Source organism: Mycolicibacterium pallens, assembly GCF_019456675.1.
Classification (GTDB): Bacteria; Actinomycetota; Actinomycetes; order Mycobacteriales; family Mycobacteriaceae; genus Mycobacterium; species Mycobacterium crocinum.
Genome location: NZ_CP080333.1, coordinates 2,132,927 through 2,151,717 on the forward strand (window position 1 = coordinate 2,132,927; position 18,791 = coordinate 2,151,717).

At 66.5% G+C, this 18,791-nt stretch carries 20 protein-coding genes; 15 read left to right on the forward strand and 5 right to left on the reverse strand.

What is annotated here, in order from left to right; all coding sequences use genetic code 11:
• Positions 1 to 1,431, reverse strand: coding sequence for a protein adenylyltransferase SelO (locus tag K0O64_RS10515; RefSeq protein ID WP_096311082.1), 1,431 nt, complete (start codon positions 1,429 to 1,431; stop codon positions 1 to 3).
• 69 nt (positions 1,432 to 1,500) lie between these two features.
• Here K0O64_RS10515 and K0O64_RS10520 point away from each other — a divergent pair, with 69 nt between their 5' ends.
• The gene (locus K0O64_RS10520; protein WP_096311083.1) at positions 1,501 to 1,980 is read left to right on the forward strand and encodes a hypothetical protein; all 480 of its coding nucleotides are present in this window, start codon (positions 1,501 to 1,503) and stop codon (positions 1,978 to 1,980) included.
• Here K0O64_RS10520 and K0O64_RS10525 read toward each other — a convergent pair.
• Positions 1,961 to 2,452 carry a M23 family metallopeptidase gene (locus tag K0O64_RS10525; protein ID WP_220046343.1) on the reverse strand — a complete coding sequence of 164 codons (492 nt, stop codon included), beginning with the start codon at positions 2,450 to 2,452 and terminating at the stop codon, positions 1,961 to 1,963. The two genes, K0O64_RS10520 and K0O64_RS10525, sit on opposite strands and share 20 nt — an antisense overlap.
• Before the next feature lie 287 nt (positions 2,453 to 2,739).
• Here K0O64_RS10525 and rpsB point away from each other — a divergent pair, with 287 nt between their 5' ends.
• The 8 genes from rpsB (at position 2,740) to K0O64_RS10565 (ending at position 12,037) form a co-directional block, all read left to right on the forward strand.
• Positions 2,740 to 3,573: a 30S ribosomal protein S2 gene (gene rpsB, locus K0O64_RS10530; protein WP_071949957.1), complete on the forward strand. Its 834-nt coding sequence runs from the start codon at positions 2,740 to 2,742 to the stop codon at positions 3,571 to 3,573.
• Positions 3,574 to 3,591: 18 nt separating this feature from the next.
• Positions 3,592 to 4,407 (forward strand): translation elongation factor Ts, encoded by an 816-nt coding sequence (gene tsf, locus K0O64_RS10535; protein WP_096311085.1) that lies wholly within the window; start codon positions 3,592 to 3,594, stop codon positions 4,405 to 4,407.
• Between the two features lie 127 nt (positions 4,408 to 4,534).
• A complete protein-coding gene (locus K0O64_RS10540; protein ID WP_096311086.1) occupies positions 4,535 to 5,962 on the forward strand; it encodes an amidase in 1,428 nt (475 codons plus the stop codon).
• Between the two features lie 82 nt (positions 5,963 to 6,044).
• A complete protein-coding gene (locus K0O64_RS10545; RefSeq protein WP_220046344.1) occupies positions 6,045 to 7,214 on the forward strand; it encodes an FtsX-like permease family protein in 1,170 nt (389 codons plus the stop codon).
• Entirely contained in the window at positions 7,214 to 7,780 is a 567-nt protein-coding gene (locus K0O64_RS10550; protein ID WP_220046345.1) for an FtsX-like permease family protein, read from the forward strand. The genes K0O64_RS10545 and K0O64_RS10550 overlap by 1 nt, the downstream gene beginning before the upstream one ends.
• Before the next feature lie 2 nt (positions 7,781 to 7,782).
• Positions 7,783 to 8,505 (forward strand): ABC transporter ATP-binding protein, encoded by a 723-nt coding sequence (locus K0O64_RS10555; RefSeq protein ID WP_220046346.1) that lies wholly within the window; start codon positions 7,783 to 7,785, stop codon positions 8,503 to 8,505.
• Positions 8,506 to 8,531: 26 nt separating this feature from the next.
• Positions 8,532 to 10,052, forward strand: a complete 1,521-nt coding sequence (locus K0O64_RS10560; RefSeq protein ID WP_220046347.1) for an APC family permease — start codon at positions 8,532 to 8,534, stop codon at positions 10,050 to 10,052.
• Between the two features lie 5 nt (positions 10,053 to 10,057).
• Positions 10,058 to 12,037 carry a primary-amine oxidase gene (locus K0O64_RS10565; protein ID WP_220046348.1) on the forward strand — a complete coding sequence of 660 codons (1,980 nt, stop codon included), beginning with the start codon at positions 10,058 to 10,060 and terminating at the stop codon, positions 12,035 to 12,037.
• A 16-nt stretch (positions 12,038 to 12,053) separates the two neighbouring features.
• Here the strand turns inward: K0O64_RS10565 and K0O64_RS10570 are convergent, their stop codons facing one another.
• The gene (locus K0O64_RS10570) at positions 12,054 to 12,476 is read right to left on the reverse strand and encodes a MarR family winged helix-turn-helix transcriptional regulator (RefSeq protein WP_220046349.1); all 423 of its coding nucleotides are present in this window, start codon (positions 12,474 to 12,476) and stop codon (positions 12,054 to 12,056) included.
• Positions 12,477 to 12,521: 45 nt separating this feature from the next.
• Here K0O64_RS10570 and K0O64_RS10575 point away from each other — a divergent pair, with 45 nt between their 5' ends.
• The 6 genes from K0O64_RS10575 (at position 12,522) to rlmN (ending at position 17,044) form a co-directional block, all read left to right on the forward strand.
• Complete coding sequence (locus tag K0O64_RS10575; protein ID WP_220046350.1) at positions 12,522 to 13,199, forward strand: class I SAM-dependent methyltransferase; 678 nt, start codon at positions 12,522 to 12,524, stop codon at positions 13,197 to 13,199.
• Positions 13,200 to 13,225: 26 nt separating this feature from the next.
• Positions 13,226 to 13,579, forward strand: a complete 354-nt coding sequence (locus K0O64_RS10580) for a Fe-S protein (RefSeq protein ID WP_220046351.1) — start codon at positions 13,226 to 13,228, stop codon at positions 13,577 to 13,579.
• A gap of 124 nt (positions 13,580 to 13,703) precedes the next feature.
• Positions 13,704 to 14,465 carry a UMP kinase gene (gene pyrH, locus K0O64_RS10585; RefSeq protein ID WP_220046352.1) on the forward strand — a complete coding sequence of 254 codons (762 nt, stop codon included), beginning with the start codon at positions 13,704 to 13,706 and terminating at the stop codon, positions 14,463 to 14,465.
• 13 nt (positions 14,466 to 14,478) lie between these two features.
• Complete coding sequence (gene frr / locus K0O64_RS10590) at positions 14,479 to 15,036, forward strand: ribosome recycling factor (RefSeq protein ID WP_071946101.1); 558 nt, start codon at positions 14,479 to 14,481, stop codon at positions 15,034 to 15,036.
• Between the two features lie 23 nt (positions 15,037 to 15,059).
• A complete protein-coding gene (locus K0O64_RS10595; RefSeq protein ID WP_220046353.1) occupies positions 15,060 to 15,926 on the forward strand; it encodes a phosphatidate cytidylyltransferase in 867 nt (288 codons plus the stop codon).
• A 26-nt stretch (positions 15,927 to 15,952) separates the two neighbouring features.
• Positions 15,953 to 17,044, forward strand: coding sequence for a dual-specificity RNA methyltransferase RlmN (gene rlmN, locus K0O64_RS10600; RefSeq protein WP_220046354.1), 1,092 nt, complete (start codon positions 15,953 to 15,955; stop codon positions 17,042 to 17,044).
• A gap of 84 nt (positions 17,045 to 17,128) precedes the next feature.
• Here rlmN and K0O64_RS10605 read toward each other — a convergent pair whose 3' ends face one another.
• Positions 17,129 to 17,383 (reverse strand): DUF2631 domain-containing protein, encoded by a 255-nt coding sequence (locus K0O64_RS10605; RefSeq protein ID WP_071946092.1) that lies wholly within the window; start codon positions 17,381 to 17,383, stop codon positions 17,129 to 17,131.
• 61 nt (positions 17,384 to 17,444) lie between these two features.
• On the reverse strand, positions 17,445 to 18,788 hold the full coding sequence (locus tag K0O64_RS10610; RefSeq protein ID WP_220046355.1) for a cryptochrome/photolyase family protein: 1,344 nt from the start codon (positions 18,786 to 18,788) through the stop codon (positions 17,445 to 17,447).
• Positions 18,789 to 18,791 lie beyond the last annotated feature (3 nt).

Here is an 18,791-nt window from a genome sequence, read left to right on the forward strand (position 1 = left end):
TTAAGTGCCGCAAAAGGTTTGGAAGCAGTTGCCGAAGTCTTCGGGGGCGGGATCGGCGTAACGCTCGAATCCCGGGCGTTCGTCGTAGGGAGAACTCACCACACGCAGTAGCCGGTCGAACAGCTCCATGTCACCTGCGGACGCGGCCGTCAGCGCTTCCTCGACCAGATGATTACGGGGGATATAGACGGGATTCGCCCGCTGCATCGCCTCGACATCGGGATCCAGTTCGCGCCACCGGCCGGCCCACGCCTCGAATGCCGGTTCCACCACACCGCCGGCAAGTCGGCGGAAGAATGACGTGTAGTCGACGCGCTCACTCTCGAGCAGCGCCACGAGGTCCTCGCAAAGTTTCTGCGCCGCAGCATCGTCGACGTTCTCGCTGAGTCCGAGTTTGCGGCGCATGCCCGCCGCGTACGCCGCGGAATACAGCTGCGGAAACTGTTGCAGCGACGCCGTTGCCCGCTCGACTGCGCGATCCTGGTCGTCGTCGATCAGCCCGAGCAGCGCCTCGGCGAAGCGGGCCAAATTCCACGCGGCGATCGTCGGCTGATTGCCGTACGCGTAGCGGCCCCACGAGTCGATCGAACTGAACACCGTCTTCGGGTCGAAGGTGTCCATGAATGCGCACGGCCCGTAGTCGATCGTCTCGCCCGAGATCGTCATGTTGTCGGTGTTCATCACGCCGTGGATGAACCCGACCAGCATCCACTGCGCGATCAGGTCCGCCTGCACGGCGATCACCGACTCCAGCAGGGCGAGGTACGGCTTGTCGGCGTCCGCGGCGGCGGGGTAGTGCCTGCTGATCGCGTGGTCGGCGAGTCGGCGCAGCACCTCCGATTCGCCTGCGGCAGAGACATATTGGAAGCTGCCAACGCGCAGATGACTCGACGCGACCCGGGCGAGGACCGCGCCGTCCAACACCGTTTCGCGCTGCACCGTGCGTCCGGTGGCGACCACCGACAGTGAGCGGGTGGTCGGAATTCCCAAGGCGTGCATCGCTTCACTGATGACATACTCGCGCAGCATCGGCCCGACGGCGGCCAAGCCGTCGCCGCCGCGGGCGAACGGTGTGCGACCCGATCCCTTGAGATGCAGATCGCGCAACCGGCCCTCGGTGTCGACCAGCTCACCCAGCAGCAGGGCGCGCCCGTCGCCGAGGCGTGGCACATAGCCACCGAACTGGTGACCGGCATACCCCTGCGCGACGGGTTCGGCGTCCGCGGGCAGCTGGGTCCCGACGAGAAGCCCGATCCCATCGGGGCCGCGCAGCCATTCGGGGTTCAGGCCGAGCTCGGCGGCCAGCGTCTCGTTGAGGACCAGCAGCCGCGGATCGGGGGCGGCTTCGGCCTGCCAGCGCAGCGCGATTTCGGGCACCTCAGTGGCGAATCGGTGGCCGAGGACGACGGTCGTATCGGGCGCAATACTCATTGCTCACCAGCCTACGGACGCCTCAGAACTTGGGTTCGGTAGCTGCTGCGGCGGCGTCTGCTTGGGCGCATGCACAAGATCGCGACGCTCACTGTGGCCGCAGCGGTGACGGCCGGCGTCCTGGCTCCCACCGCCCAGGCAGCGCACTCCAAGATCCAGTTCCTGGCTCCGTCGGGAAACATCGGTTGCCAACTCGGCACCGCGCCCGACGGGTCAGCCTTCGCGTGGTGCAAGGCGGACGAGCACAGGTGGATCGCCCCGCAGTCCCACACCTGCCCGCGCGCGAATGTCCCCGGCGCCATCGGCGAACCGGGAGGGGAGAACCTTCAGCTCGCCGAGGGTCAGGCGCCGTGCTTCGGATTCGTGATGAGCCAGCTGTTCTTCAGTGGGCAGTACGCGCCGCCGACGCTGCACTACGGCGACCGGCGATCAGTTGGCAGCATCACCTGCACGGTCGATCCCGCCGGAGTTACCTGCGCCGACAGCAAGACGGGCAACGCCTTCCAGATGTCGCGCGACGCCTACACGCTCACCGCGCCAGCGGCTTGAGCCGAACCGGCGTACTGGCCAGCAGCCCCAGTGGGTCGACGTAGTCGGCCCGCGACGCCGGGCCCCACATCGCTCCCCGATGCAGGCAGGCGGCGGCTGGGCAGCCCGCGTGCCCGGGCAGCAACCGACCCAGCACCGTCGACGCGTCGACCTGCTGACCGACCCGGACCACCGCCTCGACCGGTTCGTAGCTGGTGCGCAGCCCGCCGGGATGCGCCAGCGACACCACCGGCCGCCCGGCCAGCGTCCCGGCGAACACCACCGTTGCCGCGCCGGCGGCATAAACGGGCTGGTCAGCAGCCCCGGCCAGGTCCGCGCCGCGATGACCGCGGTGCCAATCCGGTGACGGTGCATCGAAGGCCCTGGTCACCGCGGGCGGGGGCCGCAGCGGCCACACCAGCCGCCCGGCGTCGGCCCGTCCGGGCGGCGCGCACAGCAGCACGGCGGCCGCCAGCACCGCAACGACGCGCATCGCTCCAGTTCAGCGGGATATGCCGGCGGACGGAAGTCGCCGGAGCCCGGGCTGTGGACCGGCGTGGCGCTGTGGACAAAGCACCCCCTCGAGCGGTGTAAACTTTGATCCGCAACTCGCGCGAGCGGGTTGACTTCGCGCGCCTGTTCCGCAAGTTCGCTACATCGACACTTGCACCACGCATGCCGGTTGGTCTCGTCGGAAACGACGGGTCGGCACGCCTCAGGCGCCAGGGCTTGGCTTCACCCGAAGCCGGGCGACAACCGACACAAAAGGATATGGCCATCATGGCTGTTGTAACCATGAAGCAGCTGCTTGACAGCGGCACCCACTTCGGGCATCAGACCCGACGCTGGAACCCCAAGATGAAGCGGTTCATCTTCACCGACCGCAATGGCATCTACATCATCGATCTGCAGCAGACGCTGACCTACATCGATCAGGCCTACGAGTTCGTCAAGGAGACCGTCGCCCACGGCGGCAGCATCCTGTTCGTCGGCACCAAGAAGCAGGCTCAGGAGTCCATCGCTGACGAGGCCACCCGCGTCGGGATGCCTTACGTCAACCAGCGCTGGCTGGGCGGCATGCTCACCAACTTCTCCACCGTGCACAAGCGTCTGCAGCGCCTCAAGGAGCTCGAGGCGATGGAGCAGACCGGTGGCTTCGAGGGTCGCACGAAGAAGGAAATCCTGATGCTGACCCGCGAGAAGAACAAGCTCGAGCGCAGCCTCGGCGGTATCCGCGACATGCAGAAGGTGCCCTCGGCGATCTGGGTCGTCGACACCAACAAGGAGCACCTGGCGGTCAGCGAGGCCATCAAGCTGGGCATCCCGGTCATCGCGATCCTGGACACCAACTGCGACCCGGATCAGGTCAACTACCCGATCCCGGGCAATGACGATGCGATCCGCTCGGCGGCGCTGCTGACCAAGGTGATCGCGTCCGCGGTGGCCGAAGGCCTGCAGGCCCGCTCGGGTGCGGGCGACAAGTCCGGCTCCGAAGCCGGGGCCGGAGCCGAGCCGCTGGCCGAATGGGAGCAGGAGCTGCTCGCCAGCGCCACCGCGTCGGCCCCCAGCGACGCCGGGCCGGTCGCCACCGAAACCACCACTGAAACTTCTTAGTTCTTAGGGAAGGGCCACATGGCTAACTACACCGCTGCCGACGTCAAGCGGCTTCGGGAGCTCACCGGTGCGGGCATGCTCGACTGCAAGAACGCCCTTGCCGAGAGCGACGGTGACTTCGACAAGGCTGTCGAGGCGCTGCGCATCAAGGGTGCCAAGGACGTCGGCAAGCGCGCTGAGCGCGCCACCGCCGAAGGCCTGGTTGCCGCAAAGGGCGGCGCGCTGATCGAGCTCAACTCCGAGACCGACTTCGTCGCCAAGAACGCCGAGTTCCAGCAGCTGGCCAACGACGTGGTGGATGCCGCCGCGGCCGCCAAGGCCGGCGATGTGGACGCTCTCAAGGCCGCCAAGATCGGTGACAAGACGGTCGAGCAGGCCGTCGCGGAGCTCTCGGCCAAGATCGGCGAGAAGCTCGAGCTGCGCCGCGCGGCGTACTTCGACGGCAACGTCGAGGCCTACCTGCACAAGCGGGCTGCCGATCTGCCGCCCGCCGTGGGTGTCCTGGTCGAGTACACCGGCGATAACACTGAGGCCGCGCACGCCGTGGCGCTGCAGATCGCCGCGCTGAAGGCCAAGTACCTCACCCGTGAGGACGTGCCGGAGGACATCGTCGCCAACGAGCGTCGTATCGCAGAGGAGACCGCCAAGGCCGAGGGCAAGCCCGAGCAGGCGCTGCCCAAGATCGTGGAGGGTCGCGTCACCGGCTTCTACAAGGACGTCGTGCTGCTCGACCAGCCGTCGGTGTCCGACAACAAGAAGACCGTCAAGGCGCTGCTCGACGAGGCCGGCGTGACGGTCACCCGGTTCGTCCGCTTCGAGGTCGGCCAGCAGTAAGACTTGGGCGGCGCACCAACCGCTCATTACAAAACCCCGCGTCACATCCGGCGATCCCGGAGACGCGGGGTTTTGCCATTCCTGGGGAACCGCCGTTATTCAACACGTGCCTGCTAGCGTCGACGGAATGCAGCATGTGAACGCCTACCGCGACGACGCGCTCGGCACCCTGGACGCCGTGGCCCTGGTCGACGCCCTCCGCACCGGCAAGGTCTCCCGCCCCGAATTGGTCGAGGCCGCCATTGCCCGCACCGAGCGGGTCAACCCGATCCTCAACGGGCTCGCGCATGAGACCTTCGAGCGGGCGCTGGCGCGCGCGTACGCGGGTGGCAGCGGCTTCTTCGACGGCGTCCCCACCTATATCAAGGACAACGTCGACGTCGACGGCATGCCGACGATGCAGGGCACGGACGCCTGGCAGCCGCGCCCTCAGCCCGCGCACGGTGAGTTCGCCAGCCTCTATCTGGCTCTCGGTCTGGTGCCGCTGGGCAAGACCCAGCTCTCGGAATTCGGGTTCAGTGCCTCAGCGGAGCATCCGCGGCTGGGGGCGGTCCGCAACCCCTGGGACACCGACTTCACCGCCGGGGCGTCCTCGTCGGGCTCGGGTGCCTTCGTAGCCGCCGGCGTGGTGCCCATCGCCCATGCCAACGACGGCGGTGGGTCCATCCGAATTCCCGCCGCCTGCAACGGCTTGGTGGGCCTCAAGCCCTCTCGCGGTCGGCTGCCGCTGGATAAGATGACCCGGCAGATGCCGGTGCGCATCGTCAACGACGGTGTGCTGACCCGCAGCGTGCGCGACACCGCAGCGTTCTACCGTGAAGCCGAGCGCGTGTGGCGCAACCGCAAGCTGCCACCCATCGGCGCGGTCACCGGGCCCGGTACTACCCGGCTGCGCGTCGCCGTCGTGACCCAGTCGGTGCTGCGGCAGGCCGCGCCGAGCGTCCGCGACGCCACCCTCAAGACCGCGGAAGTGCTTGCCGGCCTTGGCCATAACGTCGAATACCTCGACCAGCCGCCGGTGCCGCGCTACTTCCTGGACGACTTCCTCTTGTACTGGGCACTGTTGGCGATGACGCTGGTGCGCACCGGGCAGCGGACGTTCGGGGCCAGTTTCGACAAGACCAAGCTGGACAACCTCACTCTCGGTCTCGATCGGTACGCCAGCCGCAACCTGCACAAGTTGCCGATCGCGATCACCCGCCTGCGCAGGCTGCGGCGCGTCACCGATCGGCTCTATCAAACCTACGACGTGATCCTGATGCCCACGCTGGCCGAGGAAACGCCTCGGATCGGGCACCTGGACCCCACCGCGGACTACCAGCAGATCATCGACCGACTGATCGACTGGGTGGCATTCACGCCGCTGCAGAACGCCACCGGTGAGCCCGCAATCTCGTTGCCGCTGGCCCAATCGGCGTCCGGTATGCCGATGGGCATGATGCTGGCCGGCCCGATCGGGCATGAACGCAGGCTGCTCGAGCTGGCCTACGAACTCGAGGCGGCACAGCCGTGGCCGCGCATCGACAACGCGCAGCAACGCTCGCAGACACCTTGATTTAACAGCTCGGGTGCTCACGTAACTCGAGTGACATCCACGGATTCGGTGGCCGAAACAGTGCACGCCGAATATTTTCGATGTGGAAACCTCTTCCTCCACAACGATTTCGCGGCCATCGGTGATCGCCCCTGCTTCCGGGAACAAGACGTTCGTGCGTCTGCTCCGGTTCGCCTGGGCGAACATCCGTCGACGGCCGGAGCGATTTGTGTTGTCGGTCCTTGGTATTGCGCTGGCGATCACGTGTGTGACGGTGGTGCGCACGATCTCGTCGAGTTTCGCCATCACCGGCGCCGATTCGGTGACCGACGTGATCGGTGGGGCACAGCTGTGGGCGGTGCCCGCTGCCGGGGTGCACTACGACAGCACCGTGCAGGCCCTCGTGGCCGACGGTCCGGCCCCGGTGATCGACGCCCCTGAGGGGTGGCGGGCGATCAAGACCCTGTCGGGGGTCACCGACATCAACGGGACTCCCGTCTCGTTACGGGGCAATGACGAAAATCCAACCGGTGAAGCCACTTTGGGGGCCGGGGTAGCGCAGCGCCTCGGCCTGCGCGACGGCGACCGAATCACCGTTGGCGGACAGAGTCTCGCGGTGCGGGTGCGTGGGCAGGGGGAGTCCGTCACGGTGCCGGCGCCACTGGCGCAGTCGGTGGTGGGCAGCAACGGCTGGTGGACGGTCTTCGCACCGGCCGGCCAGGAGAAGAGCCGCAGTCTCGGCACGACATTCGGTGATGCCGTCGGTCTGCGGTCGACCTCCGATCCATCGGTGAAGCCCGATCCCGCCGGCGCCGGACTGATCTACGACACGGTGGGCGGAACCGGCCCGCTGACATTCGACCAGAAATTCTCGGCACTGTTCTCCGGCAAGGTGACCAGTTCGACGCTGGGCATCATCTCGATCATCGGCTTGGTCCTCGGCTTCATCATCGCGGTGTCGTCCTTCCTCGCGGCCGTGCAGGAACGCCGGCGGGAATTCGGCATCATGTCCAGCATCGGCCTGGCCGACGAGGTGCTCTATTTCTTCCTCGTGGAATCCGCGGTGGTGTTCGTGGCCGCCTATGCGGTGGGTGTATTGACTGCGGGAATCGCTGTGTGGCTGGTGATTCCGGGCATCGCCACTCCGGTGGCCTGGCTGCAGGCAGCCGGGATGGTCGCGGGGTTCCTACCCGCGATGTCGATTGTCGGCGCGCTGATACCCGTGCACCGCCTCCTTCAAAACCGTCCGGTCGACCTGCTTGGAGCTCGCTGATGATGACGTTCGGACTCTCCTACGGATGGCTTTCGGCGCGACGGCGGGTTCGCGAGATGGTGCTGCCGATCGTCACCACCGCGACGGGCGCGTTCCTCGTGGTGATCGTCTTCGGGATGTCCGCGGGCATCGGAGAACAGTCGGCCTCACTCGGCCACGCCAGTGAGATCGGCCGTGCCGTCATCCTGATCGCGATCACAGTGCTGCTCGTCGGTGTCGTCGAAGTCGCCGTGGCCACCACCCGCACGATCGCGCACCGCACCCGCGAACTCGGGGTGCTCGGCGCCACCGGCGTGCCGCGCCGGCCCGTCATCGCCGCGCTGCTGGTCGAACCGGCGGTGGCGGCCACCCTCGGCGCGCTGGTCGGCGTGGTGCTGGCGGCCGTGGCCGCCGTCGCACTGGGCGCACTCGGTCTGGTGCCCACCGGCGTCTCGGCGACCGGCCTCGGATTCGGTGCGGTGATCGCCGTCGCCGTCAGCATCGTCGCCGCCTTGGCGACCAGTGTCATACCCACGTGGAACGCGGCGTCGCGTCCCCCCGTCCACTCCCTGTCGACCGGAGGTTAGACATGACCGCAGTCGAAGATGCCCTTCCCGACGTCGCATCGGTGACCGACCCATCGCCGGTGATCGAGATCAGCGATGTCTGGAAGCTGCACAAGCTCGGCGACGAAGTCGTCAAAGCGCTGATAGCCGCTGAATTGACCGTCATGCCAGGCGAATTCGTCTGCTTGATGGGACCCAGCGGAAGCGGCAAGTCCACGCTGCTGAACATCATCGGCGGCCTGGACCGCCCGACGAAGGGCTCGGTGCTGATCGCCGGCCGCGACACCGCCCGGCTCACCGAAAGCCAGTTCGCGGCATTGCGGCACGACACCATCGGGTTCATCTTCCAGAGCTACAACCTGATCCCGTTCCTGTCCGCGGTGGAAAACGTCGAGCTGCCACTGATGTTCGAACCCTACGACCGCAAGGCGTTGCGCCAGCGGGCGCTGGAACTTCTCGACCTGGTCGGCCTGAGCCACCGGGTGCACCACCAGCCGACCAAGATGTCGGGCGGCGAGCAGCAGCGCACCGCGATCGCGCGGTCACTGATCAGCAACCCGACGCTCGTACTGGCCGACGAACCGACTGCGAACCTGGACCACCGCACGGGGGAGACGGTGGTGCGCATTCTGCGTGACCTGTGCTCGACGCTGGGCGTGAGGGTAGTCGCCAGCACCCACGATCCCACGGTGGCCGATGAAGCGAGCCGTGTCGTCCGGATGAGAGACGGACAAATCATCAACTGATCCACAAGGATTGGGAGTAAACACGTATGACGCAACAAATGGACGCGCCGGCGTCTGCTGGGCGTGACAAGCTGCTCACCACAGAGCTCGTCCCCGAGCAGGTGCTGCCGAAGGTGATGACGACCTTCGGCCTCACCGCCACCTACGTCTTCATCATCTGCTGGATCACCGGCTCGTCGATCATGGCGGCCGGCGGCTGGACCGCGATCCCGATGTGGATACTCGGCATCCTCACCTTCCTGATCCCCGCCGGTATGGCGGTCGCCGAACTCGGCAACCTGTGGCCCGGGGAAGGTGGTGTCTACATCTGGGCAACCCGAACCATGGGCGAAACCTGGGGATTCATCGGCGGCTACCTGTCGTGGATTCCGGTGGTACTCAACTCCGCATCCTCACCCGCGATCATCCTGCAGTTCCTGCTGCTGGCGTTCCACGCCGAACTGGGCCTGACGCTGTCGATCATCCTGCAGGTGGCGCTGCTGTGGGCCGTCATCGGCTTGGCGCTGGCGAAACTCGCTGCCAACCAACGCATCATGAATACCGTCTTCGTCGTCTACTGGGCGCTGACCGCCGTCATCTTCATCTCCGGCGTCATCTATGCGTTCCGCAACGGTTCGGCCCAGCCGTTCACCGCGCACGCCGCGCTGGTGCCCGACTTCGCCGGCGCCGGCTTCCTGTACGGCACCGTGCTGCTCTATCTGGTCGGTGTCGAGACGCCGTACAACATGGGTGCGGAGTTCCTCTCGGTACGTAAGAGCGGTCCGAAGATGGTGGTGTACGGATCGATTGCGCTGATCCTGATCTACCTGCTCACCACCCTCGGCACCGTGATGGTGCTGCCGGCCGATCAGGTCGATCCGGTCACCGGCGTCATCGGGATGCTCGGCACTGCTGCGCCCAAGGGCGTGATGGAAGTGGCTGCCGTTGTGCTGGCCTGCATCGTGTTCGTGGCCTTGATGAGCTACCAGGTCACCTATTCGCGGCTGATCTTCGTCTCCGGCTTAGAGCGTCACCTGCCGCGCATCTTCACCCACCTCAACCCGCGTACGCGCAACCCCGTCACCGCGGTGCTGATTCAGGGTGTGCTCTCCTCGCTGTTGATCGTGGGGCTGTACTCGCAGAGCAGCATGGCCAACGTCACGGTGTTCCTGCAGGGCGGTCTGTCCATCGCCTGGCTGATCTCCGGGTTCTTCTTCCTGTTCCCGGTCATCCTGGCCCGAGAGAAGTACGCCGATCGCTATGCGGCCGAGAAGTTCTGGCGCATCCCGGGCGGCATGGTCGGCGTCTGGATCACGGTCACCATCGGCACGCTGGGCACGCTCGGAGGCGTGTACTACTCGTTCGCCAAGTCGTGGATCAAGGATGTGCCCGACAGCACCTGGATGATGTGGACCGGCAGCATCGCGGCGGGCATGTTCGCCCTCGGCGTCATCGTCTACATCTTCGGCCGGCGATCGGCGCACAAGATGAGCTCCGAAGACGCACTGGCCCATCTGGCCGTGCTGGATCTCAAGAAATCCGAAACACCAAGCCCTGAGGCGGTTTAGCTCGAATGACCATGGACAGCACCGTGCTGAGCACGGCAACGACCGATGACCGTGCCGGTTACCCTCTGGACCCCCTCAGCGGGGCCGAAATCCAGGCGGCGGCCGCGATCGTCAAAGAGTCCGACTATGCCACTGCGACACTGAAGTTCGTGATGATCCAGCTCGCCGAGCCGGACAAGAACGAGCAGTTGACCTTCGAGTCGCTGACCGATGTGCCGCGGCGCGCGTTTTGCACCATGTACGACGCCGCGGCCAAGCTGGTCTACGAATCGGTCGTCGACATCGGCGCCCGGGTGGTGGAGTCCTGGACGGCGATTCCCGGGCGTTTCCCGTCGTATCTGGTCGAGCACATGACGGGCGTGGAGGAGGTCGTCCGCGCCGATCCGCGGTGGCAGGAAGCAATGCGCAAGCGGGGCATCACCGACTTCGACCTGGCCATGATCGATCCCTGGCCCGCGGGCTATTACGGTGCGCAGGACCATTACGAGAACTCACCGCTGATCTGCCGGCCGCTGACGTTCATGCGAGCCGCGCCTTCCGAGCACGGTTACGCGCGCCCGGTCGAAGGGGTGATCGTCACGTTCGACCTCGACACCATGACGGTGCTCGACGTCGAGGACCACGGCGTCGTTCCGCTGCCGCCCAAGGCGGGCAACTACTCGGCGCAGTTCATGTTCGACGCCGACAACCGGCCCGCGTTCACCGAGTTTCGTGACGATGTCAAGACCATCGAGATCACCCAGCCGGACGGGCCGAGTTTCACCGTCGACGGCTGGAAGGTGCAGTGGCAGAAGTGGTCTCTGCGTGTCGGCTTCAACCCGCGCGAGGGATTGACGATTCACGAGGTGACCTATACCGACCGGGGTGAGACCCGTCCCATCCTGTACCGGGGATCGCTCTCGGAAATGGTGGTGCCCTACGGCGACACGTCACCGACCCACTGGAACAAGAACGTGTTCGATATGGGTGAAGTGGGCATGGGGTTCTCGGCAAACCCGCTGACCTTGGGCTGCGACTGCCTGGGCGAGATCTTCTACTTCGATGGCACCGTCAACGATTCCGACGGCAACGCGGTGACGATCCCGAACGCGATCTGTATGCACGAGGAGGATTACGGAATCTCCTGGAAACACACGGATTTCCGTACCGGTGAGGTCGAGGTCCGGCGCTCACGGCGGCTCGTCGTGTCGATGATCTGCACCGTGGGCAACTACGAGTACGGATTCTTTTGGTATTTCTACAACGACGCGTCGATCGAGGTCGAGGTCAAACTCTCCGGCGTGCTCACCACCGGTGCGGTCGAGGAAGGGGAGTCGCCGCGGTGGGGCAAGCTCGTCGCCCCGGGCATCTACGGTCCGAACCACCAGCACTTCTTCAACTTCCGACTCGACATGACCGTCGACGGTGCGAAAAACAGTGTCTACGAGGTGGATTCGGTTGTGGAACCCGATCCGGAGCTCAACCCGCACAAGAACGCCTGGATCACCAAGGACACGCTGGTCGCCTCGGAAGCCGAAGGCGCCCGGGACTGGAACTGGAACACCGGCCGGTACTGGAAGGTCACCAACCCGTCCAAGAAGAACGAACTCGGCAGCCCGGTGGCCTACAAGCTGGTGCCGCGAGAGATCGTTCCGGTAATGGTGCAGGAAGGCTCCTACATCTACGACCGGGCGAAATTCGTCCAGCACAACCTGTGGGTGACGAAGTACGACCCGGCGGAGAAGTTCGCCGCCGGCGACTACATGTATCAGTCGGCGGACGCCCAGGGGCTGCCGGAGTTCGTCGCCGACGACGCTCCGCTGGACGACACCGACGTGGTGCTGTGGTACACCCTCGGCGCTCACCACATCGTCCGGCCGGAGGACTGGCCGGTGATGCCGTGCGCGTACGTGGGTTTCCATCTGAAGCCGATCGGCTTCTTCGACGGTAACCCCGCGCTGGACCTGCCGCCGTCACCGCCGAAGGCGTGCCACGGCCATCACTGAGGCAGCCAGCGGCTGATCAGCGTGACCTGAGGGCGGCGAGAATCGTTCGGAATTCTCGCCGCTGCTCGGGGGACAGGTCGACCATCAGCCGCTGCTCGGCCGCGCGTACGCCGGTGTCGGTGCGCTCCAACAGCTCCACACCCGAGCGGGTCAGCTTCGCGGGCAGCGAGCGTCCCGATGCCACGGTGTCCGGGCGGGTGACCAGCCCGCGTTCCTCCAGGCTGCGCAGGACCATGTTCATCGCCTGCGGCGAGACTCCGGTGTCGCGGGCCAGTTCGGCGTTCGAGCGGTCGGGGAAGCGGGACAGGATCCGCATGCAGATGTATTGCGGGAACGAGAGGCCGGCTGGTTCGAGGGCGGCGGAGCTCACTTCGGCGCGCAGCGCGGAGGCCACTCGGTGCAGCAGGTAGCCCAGCGGCTCGTCGTGACCTGCACCCATGTCAAGTATATTGACATATATCAACTTCGTTGATAGTCGTGGAGTATGACGCCAGAAGATCTCTTCGATACGGCCTACCGGCAGTCGGCTCCGGAGTTCGCGGGCTTTCGTCCGCCGTGGAGCATCGATGAACCTCAACCCGAAATCGCCGCACTGATTGAGCAGGGCAAGTTCCACGGCGACGTCCTCGACGCCGGGTGCGGGGAGGCGGCGGTCTCGATGTATCTCGCCGAACGCGGCTTCACCACCGTCGGCCTTGATCTTTCGCCCACGGCGATCGAGCTCGCCCGCGCCGAGGCCGCCAAGCGTGGCCTGGCCAACGCCAGCTTCGAGGTCGCCGATATCAGCGACTTCGGCGGCTACGACGGCAGATTCGGCACGATCGTCGACTCGACGCTGTTCCATTCGATGCCGGTGGAGCTCCGCGACGGTTATCAGCGCTCGATCGTGCGCGCGGCCGCCCCCGGGGCGTCCTACTTCGTCCTGGTCTTCGACGCCCGAGCGATGCCCGCCAACGGGCCCGCGCATCCGGTGACCGACGACGAGCTGCGCGCCGCCGTCGAACCGTATTGGGTGATCGACGACATTCGGCCCGCGCGCATCCATGCGAACGTGCCAGAAGAGATGGCGCACATGGTCGAGTTCGCCGGCGGGGATCTGCGCGACGAACCGAAGGGCCGCAAGTCGATGCCGGCCTGGTTGCTTCAAGCTCATCTCGGCTGAGAGCCGGGTGTCGTAGTCTCACCGACATGGAACTACTACGTCACGTAGTTGTGCTGGTGCACATCGTCGGGTTCGCCGTCACGTTCGGCGCCTGGGCGGCCGAGGCGGCGGCTCGACGCTTTCGCACCACCAGGTTGATGGACTACGGCCTGCTGATCTCACTGCTCACCGGTGTGGCGCTGGCCGCGCCGTGGCCGGCCGGAATTGTCTTGAACTATCCAAAAATTGGGGTCAAGCTGGCCATCCTCGTGGTGATCGGCGGTCTACTCGGAATGGGCAACGCCCGCCAGCGCCGCACCGGCGAGCCCGTGCCGCGTGCGGTCTTCGCCTCGGTCGGGGTCTTATCGTTCGCCGCGGCGGGTATCGCTGTGCTGTGGTGACGTGCGCACCAGGCACAACCCGGGAAATCGGCAGTTGGCGCGATGAGGCAGGATGGAAGTGCCGTCCCGAATGTCGCCGGGATGGCACTCTCATGCCAGGAATCCGACTAGTCCGAGGAGTCTGATGGGGGAGACGGCCAGCAGCAACGGTGCCAAGGCGACGCCTTCGCGGGAGATCCGCCCGCAGTATCGGCGGGTGCTGCTCAAGCTCGGTGGGGAGATGTTCGGCGGCGGCTCGGTCGGGCTCGATCCCGACGTCGTCGCACTGGTCGCCCGCCAGATCGCGGAGGTGGTGCGCAGCGGCGTGCAGGTCGCGGTCGTGATCGGCGGCGGCAACTTCTTCCGCGGTGCACAGCTGCAGCAGCGCGGCATGGAACGCACCCGCTCGGACTACATGGGCATGCTCGGCACGGTGATGAACAGCCTTGCGCTGCAAGACTTCCTGGAGAAGGAAGGCATCGTCACCCGAGTGCAGACCGCCATCACCATGGGCCAGGTCGCCGAGCCGTACATCCCGCTGCGCGCGGTGCGCCACCTCGAGAAGGGCCGGGTCGTCATCTTCGGCGCCGGCATCGGCTTGCCCTACTTCTCCACCGACACCACCGCCGCGCAGCGCGCCCTGGAGATCCGCGCCGACATCGTGTTGATGGCCAAGGCGGTCGACGGCGTCTTCACCGCCGACCCGCGCCAGGACCCGGATGCGCAGATGCTCACCGAGATCACCCACCGCGAGGTCATCGATCGCGGCCTGCAGGTGGCCGACGCGACGGCGTTCAGCTTGTGCATGGACAACGGCATGCCGATCCTGGTCTTCAACCTGCTCACCGACGGGAATATCGCCCGGGCGGTCGCAGGTGAGAAGATCGGAACTCTGGTCAGCGGCTGAGGAGGACCACTACATGATCGAAGAGGCGCTCTTCGACGCCGAAGAGAAGATGGAGAAGGCCGTCGCGGTGGCCCGCGACGACTTGGCGTCCATCCGAACCGGACGCGCCAACCCCGGCATGTTCGCGCGCGTCGTCGTCGACTACTACGGTTCACCGACGCCGATCACGCAACTGTCGAGCGTGAACGTGCCCGAGGCGCGGATGGTCGTCATCAAGCCTTACGAGGCCTCGCAGCTCCGCGCCATCGAGGACGCGATCCGCAACTCGGATCTGGGTGTGAACCCCACCAACGACGGCAACATCATTCGGGTGTCGATCCCTCAGCTGACCGAGGAACGCCGCCGCGATCTGGTCAAGCAGGCCAAGTCCAAGGGTGAGGACGCCAAGGTGTCGGTGCGCAACGTGCGCCGCCGCGCCATGGAGGAACTGCACCGCATCCGCAAGGACGGCGAGGCCGGCGAGGACGAGGTCGGTCGCGCGGAGAAGGACCTGGACAAGGCCACCGCCACCTACGTCGGTCAGATCGACGAGCTGGTCAAGCACAAGGAAGGCGAATTGCTGGAGGTGTAGCCACCTTTCAGCAACGCATCGAAGTGGCGGAAACCGAAACCGGCGGCGCGGCCGCGCAGCCAGCGCCCAAGAGCTCGCGCGCCGGGCGTGACCTGCCCGCTGCGATCGCCGTCGGCGTCGTGCTCGGCTCGATGGCGATCGGCAGCCTGCTGTTCGCGCCGAAATGGTGGTTGCCGCTGCTGGCCATCGCGATCGCGATCGCCACCCATGAAGTGGTGCGCCAGCTGCGCGAGCACGGTTACGCGATGCCCGTCGTCCCGCTGCTGCTCGGTGGCCAGGCGATGATCTGGCTGGCCTGGCCGTGGGGAGTGGCGGGGACACTCGGTGCCTACGGCGGCACGATCGTGGTGTCGATGGTGTGGCGCCTGGTCGGCCAGGGTCTGCGCGAGCAGCCGGTCAACTACCTGCGCGACATCGCCGCGACGGTGCTGCTGGCCACCTGGGTGCCGCTGTTCGCGAGCTTCACCTCGCTGTTGATCTTCCAGGACCACGGCGGCGTCCGGGTCTTCATCGTCATCGCCACCGTCGTCTTCGCCGACATCGGCGGCTACATCGCCGGCGTGCTGTTCGGTAAGCATCTGCTGGCCCCGGCGATCAGCCCCAAGAAATCGTGGGAGGGCCTCGGCGGCTCACTGCTGTTCGGTATCACCGCGGCCGTGCTTTCCGTCACCTTCCTGCTGCACAAGCCGGCCTGGGTCGGCCTGCCGCTCGGGCTGATGCTGGTGATCACCGGCGTGCTCGGGGATCTGGTCGAGTCGCAGGTCAAACGCGACCTGGGCATCAAGGACATGGGGACGTTGCTGCCGGGCCACGGCGGGATCATGGACCGCATCGACGCGATGTTGCCGTCGGCGGTCGCCGGGTGGATCGTGCTGACGCTGCTGGTGTAGCTCCTGCGTCCGGGATACTGGACATGATGAAACAAGAGCTGGTCTTCGAGGCACCGCGGCGTGGGTTACCGCCGCGGCATCTTGCCGACCTCGACGCCGATGGCCGCGCGGCCGCGGTGGCCGAGCTCGGGCTGCCGGCATTTCGGGCCAAGCAGTTGGCGCAGCAGTACTACGGGCGGCTGCTGGCCGATCCGCAGCAGATGACCGACCTGCCCGCCGCAGTCCGCGACGCATGCGCCGACGCACTCTTCCCGAAGCTGCTGTCGGTGGCCCGCGAGATCGAGTGCGACAAGGGGGAGACCCGAAAGACGTTGTGGCGCGCCCACGATGGCACCACCTTCGAGTCGGTGCTGATGCGCTACCCGAACCGCAACACCGTCTGCATCTCGTCGCAGGCCGGCTGCGGCATGGCGTGCCCGTTCTGCGCGACCGGCCAGGGCGGGCTGACCCGCAACCTGAGCACCGCGGAGATCCTCGAGCAGGTGCGGGCGGCGGCGGTGACGCTGCGCGACGAGTTCGGCGATCGCCTGTCGAACGTCGTGTTCATGGGCATGGGCGAGCCGCTGGCCAACTACAACCGGGTGCTGGCCGCGGTGCGGCGCATCACCGCCGCGGCGCCGGAGGGCTTCGGGATCTCGGCGCGGTCGGTGACGGTGTCGACCGTCGGGCTGGCGCCGGCCATCCGCAAACTCGCCGACGAACACCTCGGGGTGACGCTGGCGCTGTCGCTGCACACGCCCGACGACGAACTGCGCGACACCCTCGTGCCGGTGAACAACCGCTGGAAGGTCAGCGAAGTGCTGGACGCCGCGCGCTACTACGCCGACCAGACCGGCCGGCGGGTGTCGATCGAGTACGCGCTGATCCGCGACGTCAACGACCAACCGTGGCGCGCCGATCTACTGGGCAAGAAGCTGCACCAAGCGCTCGGACCGCTGGCGCACGTGAACCTGATTCCGCTCAACCCGACCCCGGGCAGCGAGTGGGATGCCAGCCCTAAGCCGGTGGAACGCGAGTTCGTCCGGCGGGTTCGGGCGCAGGGCGTGTCGTGCACGGTGCGCGACACCCGCGGACGGGAGATCGCGGCGGCCTGCGGTCAGCTGGCCGCAAGCGGCTAACTGCCCACCAACTCGCCCATACCGACGTTTCGCACGAAAAGTGCGAGAAGATCGCCGCAAAACGTCGATCTCGGCAGAAGGTTCTTAGCGGATCCAGCCGCGGCGACGGCCCCACCAGTCGCGGACGGTCGCACCGAACACCAGGACCGCGAAGACGATCAGCACGTAATCCTCGACGTGGCCGACGTGATTACCCTTCAGCATCGCCAGCAGGAACAGCGTGACGAAGATGCCGAGCGCGTGCCAGGTGCGCGGGTTGATCTTGCTCCAACCCCAGGCGGCCGAGGGTACGTCGGCCGGATCGACCTCTGTGTAGCGCTCCACCTCGGTGCTGACCATTGCGGCTCCTGTCTAGCGACGGCAACTGCCGGTAATTCTGGCACATGCCGTCAGCGCGGGCTCAGCCGATCTGGCTGTAGCGGCGCAACGCCTCGGCGCGCTCCGCGGCGTGGTCCACGATCGGCTCCGGGTAACCGGGCGGCGGGCCGCCTTTGAGTTTGTGGACGTCGTCGACATCGGCCAGCTCCGGCACCCAGCGCCGCACGTAGTCGCCGTTGGGGTCGAACTTCTGCCCCTGCGTGGTCGGGTTGAACACCCGGAAGTACGGCGCCGCGTCGGTGCCGGAGCCCGCACACCACTGCCAGCCGTGCTGATTGTTGGCCATGTCCCCGTCGACCAGCTGCTCGAGAAACCACTGTGCGCCCCACTGCCACGGCAGGTGCAGATCCTTGACCAGAAACGACGCCACGATCATCCGCACCCGGTTGTGCACGAAGCCCGAGTCGCGCAGCTGGCGCATCCCCGCATCGACGATCGGAAATCCGGTGCGGCCCTCCTTCCAGGCTTCGAACGCCTTCTTGGCCTCCGGCCCGGTGTCGACCTCGATGGCGTCGAAGTTGCGGTTCCAGTTCCACCAGGCGCTGTCCGGCCACCGGTCGAGCACCGCGGCGTAGAAGTCGCGGAACGCCAGCTCGCGCAGATACGTGGCCGGACCCTGAGCGCGAAAGCTCAAATCGGCGGCCATTGTCCGCGGATGGATCGTGCCGAACTTCAAATGCGCCGACATCCGGCTGGTGCCCGGCTTGTCCGGACGGTTGCGGTCCTCGGTGTAGTCACCCAGGCCCGAGTCGACGAATTCCGCCCAGCCGGCCAGCGCCGCGGCCTCACCGGCTGCGAGATCCAGGTCGGCGCCCGGGTCGGGGGCCTCGACCCGCAGCTTCGGCGCCAGCCCCGCGGGGTCGATCCAGTTCACCGTCGCCGACGCCGAGGGTGCGGGTTTGCGCCAGCCGACCTCACGCCACTTGGCGAGGAACGGAGTGAACACCTTGTACGGGGTTCCGTCGTCCTTGGTGACTCGGCCCGGCGCGACGAGATACGGCGAGCCGGTCGGCTGCAACGTCGCTCCGGCCTCGGTCAGAGCGGCCTTCACCGCCTCGTCGCGACGCACGCCGAACGGGCTGAAATCGGCCGAGACATGCACCTCGGTGGCATCGATCTGCTTGCACAACAGCGGGATTCGTTCCTCGGGTCGCCCGCGGGTGATCAGCAGCCGGCCGTCGAGGGCGTCGGAGAGTGCGCGCAGGGAATCGCCGAGGAACTGCAGGCGTCGGGGGCCCGACGACTTCTCCAGCCGCGGATCCAGTACGAAGCAGGCGAGGACCTCGTTCCCGTCGGCGGCGGCCTCCAGCAATGGGGGTAGATCGTGCAGGCGCAGGTCGCGGCGGAACCACAGCAGTGTGGGCATGTT

Bases quoted from the DNA above. Each gene is read 5' to 3' on its own strand.
- K0O64_RS10515 (WP_096311082.1), bottom strand. From the start codon at position 1,431: ATGAGTATTGCGCCCGATACGACCGTCGTCCTCGGCCACCGATTCGCC.
- K0O64_RS10520 (WP_096311083.1), top strand. From the start codon at position 1,501: ATGCACAAGATCGCGACGCTCACTGTGGCCGCAGCGGTGACGGCCGGC.
- K0O64_RS10525 (WP_220046343.1), bottom strand. From the start codon at position 2,452: ATGCGCGTCGTTGCGGTGCTGGCGGCCGCCGTGCTGCTGTGCGCGCCG.
- rpsB (WP_071949957.1), top strand. From the start codon at position 2,740: ATGGCTGTTGTAACCATGAAGCAGCTGCTTGACAGCGGCACCCACTTC.
- tsf (WP_096311085.1), top strand. From the start codon at position 3,592: ATGGCTAACTACACCGCTGCCGACGTCAAGCGGCTTCGGGAGCTCACC.
- K0O64_RS10540 (WP_096311086.1), top strand. From the start codon at position 4,535: ATGCAGCATGTGAACGCCTACCGCGACGACGCGCTCGGCACCCTGGAC.
- K0O64_RS10550 (WP_220046345.1), top strand. From the start codon at position 7,214: ATGATGACGTTCGGACTCTCCTACGGATGGCTTTCGGCGCGACGGCGG.
- K0O64_RS10555 (WP_220046346.1), top strand. From the start codon at position 7,783: ATGACCGCAGTCGAAGATGCCCTTCCCGACGTCGCATCGGTGACCGAC.
- K0O64_RS10560 (WP_220046347.1), top strand. From the start codon at position 8,532: ATGACGCAACAAATGGACGCGCCGGCGTCTGCTGGGCGTGACAAGCTG.
- K0O64_RS10565 (WP_220046348.1), top strand. From the start codon at position 10,058: ATGACCATGGACAGCACCGTGCTGAGCACGGCAACGACCGATGACCGT.
- K0O64_RS10570 (WP_220046349.1), bottom strand. From the start codon at position 12,476: ATGGGTGCAGGTCACGACGAGCCGCTGGGCTACCTGCTGCACCGAGTG.
- K0O64_RS10575 (WP_220046350.1), top strand. From the start codon at position 12,522: ATGACGCCAGAAGATCTCTTCGATACGGCCTACCGGCAGTCGGCTCCG.
- K0O64_RS10580 (WP_220046351.1), top strand. From the start codon at position 13,226: ATGGAACTACTACGTCACGTAGTTGTGCTGGTGCACATCGTCGGGTTC.
- pyrH (WP_220046352.1), top strand. From the start codon at position 13,704: ATGGGGGAGACGGCCAGCAGCAACGGTGCCAAGGCGACGCCTTCGCGG.
- frr (WP_071946101.1), top strand. From the start codon at position 14,479: ATGATCGAAGAGGCGCTCTTCGACGCCGAAGAGAAGATGGAGAAGGCC.
- rlmN (WP_220046354.1), top strand. From the start codon at position 15,953: ATGAAACAAGAGCTGGTCTTCGAGGCACCGCGGCGTGGGTTACCGCCG.
- K0O64_RS10605 (WP_071946092.1), bottom strand. From the start codon at position 17,383: ATGGTCAGCACCGAGGTGGAGCGCTACACAGAGGTCGATCCGGCCGAC.
- K0O64_RS10610 (WP_220046355.1), bottom strand. From the start codon at position 18,788: ATGCCCACACTGCTGTGGTTCCGCCGCGACCTGCGCCTGCACGATCTA.